General features: G+C 59.6%; 9 protein-coding genes. 2 read left to right on the top strand and 7 right to left on the bottom strand.

Annotated features, from left to right (window positions below; genetic code table 11):
• Positions 1 to 137: 137 nt before the first annotated feature.
• Positions 138 to 962, top strand: coding sequence for a hypothetical protein (locus tag ACURWW_RS07295; RefSeq protein ID WP_445616142.1), 825 nt, complete (start codon positions 138 to 140; stop codon positions 960 to 962).
• Positions 963 to 1,105: 143 nt separating this feature from the next.
• Here the strand turns inward: ACURWW_RS07295 and ACURWW_RS07300 are convergent, their stop codons facing one another.
• The 3 genes from ACURWW_RS07300 to ACURWW_RS07310 all read right to left on the bottom strand — a co-directional run bounded on the left by ACURWW_RS07300 (position 1,106) and on the right by ACURWW_RS07310 (position 6,669).
• Positions 1,106 to 4,324, bottom strand: a complete 3,219-nt coding sequence (locus ACURWW_RS07300; RefSeq protein WP_445616143.1) for an efflux RND transporter permease subunit — start codon at positions 4,322 to 4,324, stop codon at positions 1,106 to 1,108.
• Complete coding sequence (locus ACURWW_RS07305; protein WP_445616144.1) at positions 4,321 to 5,451, bottom strand: efflux RND transporter periplasmic adaptor subunit; 1,131 nt, start codon at positions 5,449 to 5,451, stop codon at positions 4,321 to 4,323. The genes ACURWW_RS07300 and ACURWW_RS07305 overlap by 4 nt, the downstream gene beginning before the upstream one ends.
• Before the next feature lie 531 nt (positions 5,452 to 5,982).
• The gene (locus ACURWW_RS07310) at positions 5,983 to 6,669 is read right to left on the bottom strand and encodes a cyclic nucleotide-binding domain-containing protein (RefSeq protein ID WP_445616145.1); all 687 of its coding nucleotides are present in this window, start codon (positions 6,667 to 6,669) and stop codon (positions 5,983 to 5,985) included.
• Between the two features lie 444 nt (positions 6,670 to 7,113).
• Here ACURWW_RS07310 and ACURWW_RS07315 point away from each other — a divergent pair, with 444 nt between their 5' ends.
• Positions 7,114 to 8,271 (top strand): TonB family protein, encoded by a 1,158-nt coding sequence (locus ACURWW_RS07315; protein WP_445616146.1) that lies wholly within the window; start codon positions 7,114 to 7,116, stop codon positions 8,269 to 8,271.
• Between the two features lie 81 nt (positions 8,272 to 8,352).
• Here ACURWW_RS07315 and ACURWW_RS07320 read toward each other — a convergent pair whose 3' ends face one another.
• The 4 genes from ACURWW_RS07320 to ACURWW_RS07335 all read right to left on the bottom strand — a co-directional run bounded on the left by ACURWW_RS07320 (position 8,353) and on the right by ACURWW_RS07335 (position 12,837).
• Positions 8,353 to 8,913, bottom strand: a complete 561-nt coding sequence (locus ACURWW_RS07320) for a hypothetical protein (protein ID WP_445616147.1) — start codon at positions 8,911 to 8,913, stop codon at positions 8,353 to 8,355.
• 114 nt (positions 8,914 to 9,027) lie between these two features.
• A complete protein-coding gene (locus ACURWW_RS07325; RefSeq protein WP_445616148.1) occupies positions 9,028 to 9,633 on the bottom strand; it encodes a 1-acyl-sn-glycerol-3-phosphate acyltransferase in 606 nt (201 codons plus the stop codon).
• A gap of 85 nt (positions 9,634 to 9,718) precedes the next feature.
• A complete protein-coding gene (locus ACURWW_RS07330; protein ID WP_445616149.1) occupies positions 9,719 to 11,296 on the bottom strand; it encodes a peptide chain release factor 3 in 1,578 nt (525 codons plus the stop codon).
• Positions 11,297 to 11,481: 185 nt separating this feature from the next.
• Positions 11,482 to 12,837, bottom strand: a complete 1,356-nt coding sequence (locus ACURWW_RS07335; RefSeq protein WP_445616150.1) for an MATE family efflux transporter — start codon at positions 12,835 to 12,837, stop codon at positions 11,482 to 11,484.
• Positions 12,838 to 12,888 lie beyond the last annotated feature (51 nt).

Here is a 12,888-nt window from a genome sequence, read left to right on the forward strand (position 1 = left end):
TCAAAAAGTTTTAATTTAGCGCCATTATAAAAATTCCGGGCTCATTTCATTCGATTCATCAGCCGCGACGGCAAGCAAATTTTCATCGACGTTTCATCATTTCTTTTTCACTCAAACCACAACGAAGGAAGCACACTATGGCAGCTCGTCAATCAAAGAGGTTGGATCCTGTTAGCAAACTGGAACAGGAACTTGCCAAGGTCAAGGCGGAGCTAAACAAGGCTCGGGGCAAACAGGAAGCGGAAGCGGAGAAGTCGCTGAAGCAGCTCAAGCAGAAGGTCGCCAAGGAGACGAAGAAGACACAAGCCGCTCAGAAGAAGGTGGCCGGGCTTCGCAAGAAGAAAGCCAAGGCAGCCCAGCTTGCCTCCGCTCGCAAAGCGGTGGAAAGCAGCCGCAAGACCGTCGCCGACCTGAAAAGCAGCGTCGCGGCAGCGGCGGCCCAGCTGAGCGAGATCAAGGCCGCACGCAAGCGCGAAGCCGAGCTGTCCAAAGCTGTTGCCCGCGAAGAGAGCAAGATCCTCAAGAAGGTGAAAGCTGAGGAGAAGAAGCGGGCCGCCAAGGAGCGCGCTGCCGAGAAGAAGGCTGCGGCCCGGGCCAAAGCCGCTGAGAAGAAAGCCAAGGCCAAAGCCAAGGCCGCTGAGAAGAAGGCCGCCGCAAAAGCCCGAGCTGCCGAGAAGAAGAAGGCTGCAAAAGCCCGGGCCGCTGCGAAAAAAGCCGCCGCCAAGGCGAAAGCGAAGGAAAAGCGTCAATCCGCCAAATCCAGGACCACGGCAAAGAAGGCAACCCGCAAGAAAGCCAGCGCGGCCAAAACCGGCGCAGCCAAGAAGAAGGCGTCTGCAAAGAAGCCCGCCAAGCGCGCAACCAAGGCTAAGCCGGCAGCCGCCAAAGGTAAGGCCAGGAAAGCGGCCTCGGCCAAACGTAAAGGTCGATCTGCAAAATCAGCCGCAGCAGCAAACGCCTAAACCGCGCGGGGGCGAGCGGCTGCAGGCCGCCCGCCCCCTGAAAAAGAGCGCACCGGCCTGGTGCGCTCTTTTCATGCATCCCTTCAAACGCGGCCGATGTGCCCTCACGCCGATTCGTTCCCTCCTGGAACAACCAGCCCTGCCTACTGATTACTTCCCGCAACCAGCTGCGCCTCAGAGCGCTGACTGCGGCGGAACAGCACCTGTTTGATGCGTCTCGGCAACAGCAGCAGCACGGGCGTGAGTAACAGGGTGAGAAGAGTGGAGAAACTCAAGCCATAGACGATGGCACTGGCCAGCGGCACCCACTGGGTCGCAATGGGCCCCCCATGGGCGACACTGCGTCCGAGGAAGTCCACGCTGAGACCCAGGGCCATCGGGAGCAGCCCCAGGATCGTGGTAAAGGTCGTGAGAAAGACCGGGCGCAGCCGCTGTACGCTGGCCATGACGGCGGCAACCGGTGGCTCCACATCGGGGCGCTCGCGACGAATCACGTTGTAGGTGTCGATCAGGATGATATTGTTGTTCACCACGATCCCCGCCAGGGCCACAATCCCCGTCCCGGTCAGGATTGTGCTGAAGGGGGATTGAGAAATCAGCAGGCCCAGCAGAACCCCCGCCGTGGACATGATCACGGCCGAGAGGATCAGCAGCGACTGGTAGAAGCTGTTGAACTGGGTTACAAGCAGGATGAACATCAGGAACAGGGACAGCAGCAACGCAACAGCAAGAAAGGCTTGGGAGTCCTGTTGCTCTTCGTTGCTGCCGCGGAATACGACGTTCACCTCCGGATCCACGGGGTTCTCGTCCAGATAGGCCTGAATCTCCCGAACCATGTCGGTGGCCAGTACACCCTGAGCCAGCCCCGCCTTGACCGTCATCACCTCTATGCCATCGACACGGTCGATTTTGTCCACACTGGGCCGCGGTACCCGCTGGACAAAGGTGCTGATGGGAACAGGACCACCGCTGGTGTTGATCCGGAGCTGGTCCAGGGCCTTGATACCGCGGTGTTGCTCGGCAAAGCGCACACGAATATCCACCGGATCCTCCGCGTCATCGGGCCGGTACTCACCGAGCTTGATGCCGTTGGTCACCAGTTGAACCGCGCGCCCCACTTCGGTGACGTTGGCTCCCATCTGTGCGGCGAGGGTGCGGTTGACCTCCATTTCCCAGGTGATACCCGGCAGTGGGGAGCTGTCCACCACGTCCACCAGCCCGGGGATGTTGTTCTCCATATGGGCCTGTAGCCGCCGCGCCTCGGCAATCAGCTTGTCGCGGTTATGGGATTCCAACTGGACGTTAACGGGCCGCCCCACCGGGGGACCGCCCTCGGGAATATCCACACCCACTTTGATGCCGGGAATGTTTATCGTCCGGTCCCGGATTTCGTAGATTACGCTGAGCGCGGTACCGCTTTCCAGGTCCTCGGCATCCGCCAGTTCCACCACAATCTGGCCGATCTGATCCTTGGCGGAATCGCTGCCGCCGAAAATGCCACCGCTACTGCTGGACGCCGTGGTTACCAGAACGCCCGGCACATCGAGAATGATTTGCTCCACCTCCTGTACCAGCTCACGGCTCTCCTGCACGGACAGGTTTCCCTGGGCCCGGATTTTAACCGTGGCGTACTTGGGTTCGGAGTCGCCGAAGAAGTCGACTCCCGCATTGAAGCTGCCGTACAGATAGAAAATCCCGAACAGCAAAAGTACAGCCCCAACCGCCGTACGACCTACGCGATTCGTAAGTGTACGCAGGCTCCGTGCATACAGACCCGTGAATCCGCGCAGGGAGTCGATATCGCAGGTTTCCAGGTCCTTCAGATACTGTTTGGAGGTCTGATCCTTGGCGGCGACCGCTTGCGGCATGCGAAAGAGGCGGCGCAGCGCGGCGATAAAACCCGGCAGCACGGAGCCGACCACGGGGCCGAACAGCAGTGCGTACAGCAACGAGCCGGTCAGTACCGCAAAAACCGTGACGGGCAGGTAACGCATGAATTCACCGGCCACGCCCGGCCAGAACATAATCGGCAGAAAGGCAGCGAGGGTGGTGGCCGTCGAGGCGGCCACCGGCCAGAACATCCGCTTGACCGCACTGCCATAGGCCTGCTCAGCGCTCATGCCCTCGGCCATTTTCCGATCGGCAAACTCGGCGATGACGATGGCGCCATCGATCAGCATACCCAGGGCGAGCAGCATGCCGAACATGACCATCATATTGAAGGAGAAGCCGATGGCATAAGTCACGACCAGGGCAAACAGAAGGGAGAAGGGAATCCCGAACCCCACGATGATCCCCGAGCGCAGGCCCAGTGCGGCAACAACGATAATCATTACCAGCAACATGGCCGTCAGGATATTGCCCTGCATCTCGCTGACCATGCTCAATGTGAACTCGGACATGTCGGCCGTATAGCCCACCTCGACCCCATGGGGGAAGCGCGGTCGCTCTGACTCCACCAGGGCGCGCACGGCGTTGACCATCTCTATGTCATTGGCTTCGGTGCGTTTGCTGATCTGAATCGCAATGCCCGGTTCGCCATTCACGCTGTTGAAACCGGCGGGATCCTTGAAGGTTCGACGAACCTCGGCCACATCCCCAAGGACCACTGTGCCGCTGGTGGTGGATTTGATCGGAAGGCTGTACAAATCCTCCGCGGTTTCGATCAGACCCGGCACCTTCACTGAAAATCGCCCCTGCCCCGCTTCCAGTTCCCCGGCCGGCACCAGACGATTGTTGGTGGCGATTGCACGACTCAGTTCGTCGCTGGTGATGCCGTACTGCTCGAGACGGACCGGGTCGATCACCGCTTCGGCCACCTCTTCGCGATGCCCCACCAATTCGGCGGACAGCACCAGCGCCAGCGAATCGATCTTGCGGCGCAGGTCCCGAGCCACATCATAGATGACTCGCTCACCCACATTCTCACCGCCCACGGTCACGATCAGCGTCAGGTCGCCGTCGGCGGATAATTCCATGATGACGGGCTCCTCAGACTCCTGGGGAAGCTCGGCGCGCGCTCTGGTGACGGCGGCACGGACGTCCTCCATCGCCTTGTCCAGATCTGCATCCGCCTCGAACATTACCGCTACGCTGGCGATGGATTCGCGAGTTGTGGCTGTGACCTGATCGATATCGTCAAGCGCCCGCAGCTCCTTTTCCAGAGGCTTGACGATCATGCGCGCGCCGTCTTGCGGCGAGATACCGTCATGGAACACCTGAACCATGATCAGTGGTACGGAGACGTCGGGGTTCGCTTCGGTGGTCATCGAAGAACGTGCCACCAACCCGGCGATTACGATCAGAAAAAGGATGCTGAGGGTACTGCGGTAGTGAGATACCGCGTTTTCAAGAAAGCTCATCGCATGGCACTCACGGCTGCTGCTGCATTTTCCTCAAGGCTCACGGCCACCTGCTCGCCGATGCCCACGTATTGATGTCCCACAGTGATCAGCAAGGTGGACTGAGGCAGGCCTGTGACCCACACCCCATCACCTGCATCGCCGATAAGCTCCACGTTGTAGAACTCAACCCGCTTGTCCTGATCCAGCACCCGCACGCCCAACTCCCCTGTGCTGTCCAGGGTGAGCAGGGAAGACGAAATCAGATGTGCGGGTACTGTACCCACCTCGATCGACATATCGGCGGTAATACCGCCTGCCATTTTCATTTCGGGGTTGTCCACCACCGCTTCAACGCGAAAGGTTCGGGTGACCTCATCTGCCCGCCGGGCGATGAACCGGACCGTGCCCTGCCTGCGTTCGCCACTGACAAGTTGCACCTTCACCGTGCTGCCCTTCGTGATGCGGCCCACCTCCTTCTCGGAAACCTGGGCGCTGACCACCAGTGGATTCAGGTCGATAACCGTTGCGCAGGTATCTCCCGGCCGGATGAGATCGCCGATCTCCACGGGACGATCCTCGACGATTCCGGTGAAGGGTGCGCGAATCTCGGTTTTTTCAAGGTCGATCTCGCGGCGCAGGAGATTGGCTTTGGCGGATTCGAGTCGCGCTTTTGCAGAAGCAATGGCAGTTCGCGACTGAAGTCCATCACTCGCCAGGCGCTGGGCGCCGTCGTAGTCGATCTGCGCCTGCGCAACCGACGCCCGGGCTTCCTCCAGGCGCTGGGCCCGGTCCTCCACGGCGAGACGACAGATAACGTCACCGGCATTTACCTGGCTTCCTTCCGCCACCGGCAGCTTGTCCACCTGGCCGCCCACCTCCGCGCGAAGGTTAACGAAGCGGTTGGCCTCGGTCTGCGCCGTCGCGGAAACAATCAACGGGTACTCCTGTGCCTGGATGTGGCGGGCGCGAACCTCGGTTCGCGCCTTTGTTTCCTGCGCTGGCTGAACTTCGGCATTTTTCTGTGGCGGTTCGGTTTCCTTGGGCTCAGCGAACATGCCGCTGGCCAGCCACAGGCACAAAGCCAGCGCGATGATTGCGGAAGTACGATAGTTTTTGTTGGCCCAGAACTGTTTCAATGAAGTCATTTGCTTGGATTCTTTTCGAGAAAAGTGTGACGCGGCCTTGGCGCAATACCGCGCAAGGAATGCGGATGCGTGGTCGCAATTAACTCAGGGAAGTTGAAACAACTATGTGAGGGGCCATATGGCGGCACAAGTTAATTAGTGTAAAAACTATACAAAACGAGAGAGCAGCGAATGCTGGGTTCGTGCTGTTCTTACACGGACTGCCGATCCTGCGCAGTGGAAAGTACTTCCCTTCGGGTGCGGGTATTCTATGCCCGGCTCCAGGGGTTCACAAGCAGACGGCGGCTCCGCTCGTCGCGCATTTCCCGACCTTCATTCACTCTTTATTTTCTGTCACGATTTTGGCGGGCGATACCTCCCCCGGACCGGCGGGGCGGTGTCGTGGCCAAGGTGGGAGGCAGCCTCCTGCGATGGGGGTTCGGGCCCGTTTCGGTGGGACGACTCGTCGCTGAATCGAGCGATTGCTGATCGAGATTACCGGACCGGTGTGGTGCTGGCGGGCGTGTGGATTCGTGGCTGGATCAGCCCTGGCTAAATCGAGGCCAGAACCTGGGGGCTCGGCACATTGCCACCGAGCGCCGGGGAGCCGAACTCGCGATTCCAGCGCACCAGCAGTTCGGCCAGTTGCACCGCCTGCTGATGAAGCGATGACAGCTCCTCGGTGGTATCCCGCGGACCTGAGTACAGCTTTACCTTGTGGTGATCGCTGGCCAGTTCGAAGGTCGGGTACTTCATGCGATAAACCTCGAGCTTCCAGCGCAGGCTGTGGACCGTGTTGCGATAATAGGTGAGCTTGGTTTTGAGGTTGATGACGCGAAAGTCTGTAAGCGGTCCGAACGCTGTAAAGTCGGTGCCGAAAGCCATGATCTGGCGACTGTTGGGGTCGGCTACGACGGTCGCAGTGCGGTGGTCGCCAATCAGCATGGCCAGGTCCCCAAACACCTCGCCCGGTGTAATGTAATTGACTGCCTTGGCCGTTTCGGGGTCCCTGGCTGCGTATACAGCCAATTGGCCCTTCAGCAGAAAGTACAACCATCGACCACTTTCGCCGTGCTTGAACACGGTTTCGCCCGGCGCGAAATAAACGATCCGAGAATGTTGAAGCAGCACTTCGAATTGCCAGGGGTCCTGAGCTTTCACGGTCTTGTAAAACGGGACGGCGGCCAGAAACCGGTCCACTGCCTGGCGCGAAAACTGTGGTATTTGTTTGATTTCCATATGGTCCCTCGCTTCAATGCTGGCAGGATCACGTCAAAGCCCTTTGCGGTGACAGACTACGGGGAATCGGCAGCAGGAACTGCGAATCCTTCCACTAAATCGCCGGGCATTGTAGGTGCGCGCTAATAACGAGACAAACGGAATCTGGCCTTTTTTATTGCGGTTCCAGCCACAAACCCGCGCGGATTGGAAAATACTTTTACCCCAACTTGCAAAGCACTGCCGGTTATAGGCATTATTCATGTCACAATATAAGTGCTGCCAGCCGGTTTACGGGCGCAGCCAGTTGGTTTATATAAGGCCAGGCAGAGGATGCCAGAGGGCTGCTGGGGCCAGGAGCGGGATTGCTTGGGGGAAACAGACCCCCGCTCCGTCGTTTGAGTTCCCATCGTCCACTCCTCGGGTCCGGCTGCCAAAACAGAAAAAAACAAGAGCGATGCAACGATGAGAGCGAAACGATTTTCCATTTTCGGCATTTGCCTGGCGCTGGGGATTTCCGCCGGTTGGCTCCATGCCGAGCCGTTGTTGAACGGCCTGGCGGTAAATACGGAATTCGGCAAGGAGCGGTTCATTGCCGCACTGTACGCCGATGACCTCACCACTAATGCCCAAACCATGCTGGACAGCACACGCTATCGGCGGATGGAGTTGAAGGTCACCGCCCCTTCCCTCTCCGCGCGCAGCGTCAACAGCATGTGGGTGGAAGGCATGGCGATCAACAACCCGGGCAGCGCATTGGAGGCGGAAGCCGACAACCTTGCCAAGTTGAACAACATGATCCGCCGCCGTCTTCGCGAGGGCGATGTGCTGACCTTCGACGCCCCTCCGGGCGAAGGAATGGCCGTGTCACTGAACGGCGTTCGGCTGGGAACAATCAATTCGCCGAACTTCTTCACCATGGTACTCCGCACCTGGATTGGCAGCATCCCCCTGTCTTCGGATTTCAAAGACAACCTATTGGCGGCAGGTGACGTGGACCGCGGACTGGCCGGTCGCTATGCGACCATCGAGCCGGACGACGCGCGGGTCCAGGCCGTGGCTGGCTGGACAACCCCGGCCGTACCGCCCGTCACCGCTGATACAGGACTGACGCCTCCGAAACCCGACGTTTCGATTCCCGCTCCCGCCCAGGAGAAAAAACCCGAGCCAAAAGTGGCGGCCGCTCCGCCCAAGCCCGAGCCAAAGCCTGAACCCAAGCCGCAGCCCAAGCCTGCCAAGCCCGAGCCCAAACCTGAGCAGGTGGCTCGAGCAACGCCTCCCGAACCTGAGGACGACGAGGTTGAGGAAGTAATGGTGACCGCGCAGAGCCTTCTCCTGCGCCAGCGCTACATCTCCGATGTGATGCGGGCGACATTGCAAAGCATGCGTTATCCGCGCCGTGCTCTGGAAAGAGCGCAGGAAGGCAGCATTCGACTGGCTGTTACAGTCTCCCGGGACGGTAAAGTGCTGAACGTGCAGATCGTTGACGAATCCCGACACAGCCTGTTGAACAAGGAGGCTGTGGCCAGCGTCGAGCGAGCCGCGCCATTCTCGGCTTTGCCGGACGGCATTGCCGGAGACACCCTGGCGTTTGGCATTCCGGTGACCTTTCGCCTGCAGTAGGCCATCGCGAACGGCCGAGAGCCGATCTAGATAAAGCCGCCCTCGGGCGGCTTTTTTGTTTGTGGCCGGTCTCCCACCAAATCAGCTGATGAGGGCCAGACGCTCCAGAATAACCTGTCGGATACTTTGCCGCTCCAGCATCGAAAGGTCGGTCAGCTTGTCCAGGTTGATGGAGTGCAGGTGCAGGCACGGGGTTGTGGCATTGAGTTCCCGCAGATCCCCCTTCACCAGCACGGGAAGCAGGGGCTTGCCCGGGCCCCGGTGCTGATTCAGCACCCGCAGCCCCACTTGCAAGGGAACCGCACGATACCGGGTCTTGCCGCTCTTGAAAGGGATGGTGATGTAGGTGCCGGACTTTCCGAACATCTGCCCCGGCACAATGTTGAGCCGGGTTGCCACAATGGCGGACTCCGGGACCCCGTTGTAACTGTCGTGGTGGGCGTAGGGGTTGGGAAGGATGACCAGTTTTCGATCTTCCTCCTTGGGAAAAAACAGATTGTAGTTGGTGTAGAGCTGCTCCACCGAGTTGGAGTACACACAGAGCTTGTTTTCGAAGGACATTACGAAATCAATGGCCCGCTGGCGCTGTTGAAAAGCGTCCAGGTCCCAGATGAGGTCTTTGTTCTGTGTGGCGAATTGCATTTGAATCTCCGGCCGGAACTGCCCGGCGGGGCCCGGAAAGGCATGTGACGCACCGGTCCCGCTCTCCTATCTTGCTTCAAATGGGTGCCAGAACCAAGCCCCGGTCAGGGTCATCTACTGATTTTGTGGATTGCGTCCCCGGAAATTATCGCGGCAGAAATGATAGAGCGCATCGGCATCTGCATCGTGGTCGCCGGTGGCGCTCACGACCCGGGAGAACACGATGGCCTTGCGACTGAAGTCCAGGCCCACCACGATCACCGGCACCCCTGCCGCATGGGCGATCCGCACAAAACCGGTCTTGTAACGATCCACTTTCCTGCGCGTACCTTCGGGCGTGATCACCAGCCAGATGCTGTCCTTCTCCCGAAATTCCCGGGTCACGCGGGAAACAATGCGTTTGGGTTGCGTACGATCAATGGGAATGCCGCCGATGCGAATCAGCCAATTCTTGAAGGGCCAGAAGAAGGCTTCCTGTTTCATCACGTAAGAGGCCTTCAGGTTCAGCGCGAACTTTGCGATGAGTGCGATGAAAAAATCCCAGTTGGAGGTGTGCGGGGCCAGAATCACCACCGCCTTGCTCAGTTCGGGAACCTCCCCCTGGAAACTCCATCCCAGACGACTGTAGACCCATTTGCCCCAGCGACTGAGCCACGGATGGTTGGTGCGCGGGAATGTATCGGGAATCTGCTTGTAAAACTCTTCGTTTAGATCTGCCATTCGTTTTTATCTGTGACTTGCTACATCAATAACGACGGGGCCCGGACATGCCGACGCGACCAGGCCACGCATATCAAACTTGGGATCAATGTTCGCGGGTCGCCCGAAAATCGATGTCCGGATGGCGTTCCTCGGTAAGACTCAGGTTGACCCGCGTTGGGGCCAGATAAGACAGGTGCCCTCCTGCGTCCACGGCCAGGTTGTCCGCAGCCTTGCGCTTGAACTCGGCGAGGACTTTGGGATCGTCGCACTCCACCCAGCGCACCGTGTTAACGTTGATGTTCTCGTAGATGGCGTCCACCTTGTACTCGTCCTTGAGACGGTAGGCCACCACCTCAAACTGCAGCATCCCCACTGCGCCCACAATGATGTCGTTGTTCTTCAAGGGAAAGAACACCTGGGTAGACCCCTCCTCCGCCAACTGCTGCAATCCCTTTTGCAGTTGTTTTGTTTTCAGCGGGTCAGCCAGCCGAATGCGCCGGAACAGCTCCGGTGCAAAGTGGGGAATGCCGGTGAACTTCAAACCCTCTCCGTCGGTGAAGGTGTCGCCGATCTGGATTGTGCCGTGGTTATGCAGGCCGATCACATCACCGGAAATGGCTTCTTCCACATTGCTACGATCACCGGCGAGGAAGGTCACCGCATCGGCAATCTTCACGTCCTTGCCCGTGCGCACATGGCGCATTTTCATGCCGCGGGTGTAGCGGCCGGAACAGACCCGCAGGAAGGCGATGCGATCCCGGTGACGGGGGTCCATGTTCGCCTGGATCTTGAAGACAAAACCGCTGAACTTCTCTTCGTCGGCGCTGACCGGGCGCTGGTCCGTCTCACGCGGAAGGGGCGCAGGGGCCCACTCCACAAACTTGTCCAGCATTTCCCGCACGCCGAAATTGCCAAGAGCGGTGCCGAAGAAGACGGGCGTCTGGCGGCCGGACAAATAAGCTTCCAGGTCAAACTCGTGCGTTGCACCGCGCACCAGTTCAATCTCGTCCTTGACCTCGTCGGCGTAAACCCCCAGCAGATCCTTCGCTTCCGCGCTGTCGAGGCCCTGAATCTGCACATCCTCGGGAATCGCGTGGCCGGAACCTTTCTGAAACACGTGGATGGTATCCGTATACAGGTTGTAGACGCCCTTGAAACCCTTGCCCATGCCGATCGGCCAATTGATGGGGGCGGCCTCGATTTTCAGCACGCTCTCAATCTCGTCCATCACCTCGATGGGGTCGCGAATGTCGCGGTCCATCTTGTTGATGAACGATACAATCGGTGTATCCCGCAGGCGGCAGACCTCCATCAACTTGATGGTGCGCTCTTCGACGCCCTTGGCTCCATCGATCACCATCAATACGGAGTCCACCGCCGTCAGGGTGCGGTAGGTATCCTCGGAAAAGTCCTCGTGCCCGGGAGTATCCAGCAGGTTCACCACCCGTTCCCGGTAGGGAAACTGCATCACGGACGAAGTCACCGAGATGCCCCGCTCCTGCTCCATGGTCATCCAGTCGGATTTGGCATGGGGCCCCTTTTTGCCTTTGACGCTGCCCGCCACCTGAATGGCGTTGCCGAAAAGCAGAAGCTTCTCGGTCATGGTGGTCTTACCGGCGTCCGGGTGGGAAATGATGGCGAATGTTCTGCGCGTGCCAACTGCTGACTTTATACTCGACATTGATTTCAATTCTGTACTGATCGGGTGCCGCTCTGCAGCAGAGCGTTTGGGGAACCGCCCATTGTCGCTTATCCGGGCGCCGTGCTCAATCGCTGAGCAGTACCCGGCGCTGCCGCAAAGTGATCTGCAGGCTTGATTCACACCGAAGCGCGGGGGGCCGTCGCCTGCACACCAGCGGGTTCGGCTCAGGTCTTCTGCGGCGCCTCGGCGAGTTCATGCTGACCGGCCTCAGCGCGCATCGTATTGCTCAGCCAGAAGTGGGCGATGAGGGCCACCACACCATTGGAAAGGGCCGCAGCCACGAAAAGCCCGGTCAGGCCCCACAGCCACATGCCCGCGAACGCCAGGGGCAGGTAGACGCCCATGACCCGGAGGAAGGAGATCACCAGGCCCGGGACGGGTTTGGCGAGACCGTTGAACATGGCGTTTACCGACATCACCAGGCCGTAAGCGCCGTAACTGACCGGCACGATGGCCAGGTACAGGGTGACCACCTCGAGCACCGTTTCCGAGTCGCTGAACAGTCGGCCCACGTAGGGGCCGGACAGCCAGAGCACCAGAGCCATGGCGAAGCCAAACAGCAGGCAGAACACGGTGATTACCCGCAGGGTTTCGAACAGGCGGTCGTAGTGGCCGGCGCCCTTGTTCTGACCACAAAAGGGTCCCACCACACCGGACAGCGCGTAAAACACAATCAGCGCAATGGGCTCAATGCGCAACGCGACTCCGAGCCCGGCCACAGCAATGACTCCGTAGCCCGCCACCAGCTTCACGGTGATACCGCTGGCCACCGGAATGATGAGATTGCTGGCAATGGCCGGCAGCCCCACGTGGAAGACGGTGCGCCAGGAAGCCTGCAACTGCCGCCAGCCGGCCAGCGGGCTTACAAAAACACGGAAGTGTTTGTGGAGAACGTAGAAGGCCACCAGAAGGGTCATCACCCGGGTCACCAGGGAGGCGATAGCAGCGCCCTGAATCTCCAGGCGGGGGAAACCGCCCAGCCCGAAGATGAGCAGGGGGTCGAGAATGGCGTTGAGGACAGCGGCAGCCACCATCAAGGACCCCTGAATGTGGCTTTGCCCCAGCGCACGCAGGGCTGAAAGGCTGATCATGGGCACCATTAGAAAAGGCGCGCTCAGATACCAGATGGCCATGTAGTCGTGAATAAAAGGCAGCAGGTCCGGCGTTGCCCCCAAGGCCACGAACAGGGGGTCGATGGTAAACCAGCCCAATACGCAAACCGCCACTGAAATCAGAGTGGCCAGGGTGATGGCGTCCGTCACCAGCCGCCGCACCTTGTCATCATCGCCGGCCCCGATGGTTCGGGAGATGGCCGAGGAGGCGCCGGCCCCAAGCCCGATGGCAATACTGGTGACCACCATGATGACCGGGAAGGTAAAGGCCATCGCCGCCAGCGGACCTTCGCCCAGTTGCGCCACGAACAGGGTGTCCACGGCGTTGAACGACATGGAGGCAAGCAGCCCCCACACCATCGGCAGCGCCATGGTGCGCAGATGGCCAGCCACAGAACCGTGGATCAATGTCGCTTGCAGGGGCGAAGTCAATTCGGAGCCGTATTCAGAAAATCGTTG

The sequence above is a fragment of the Gilvimarinus sp. F26214L genome (genome assembly GCF_054401055.1).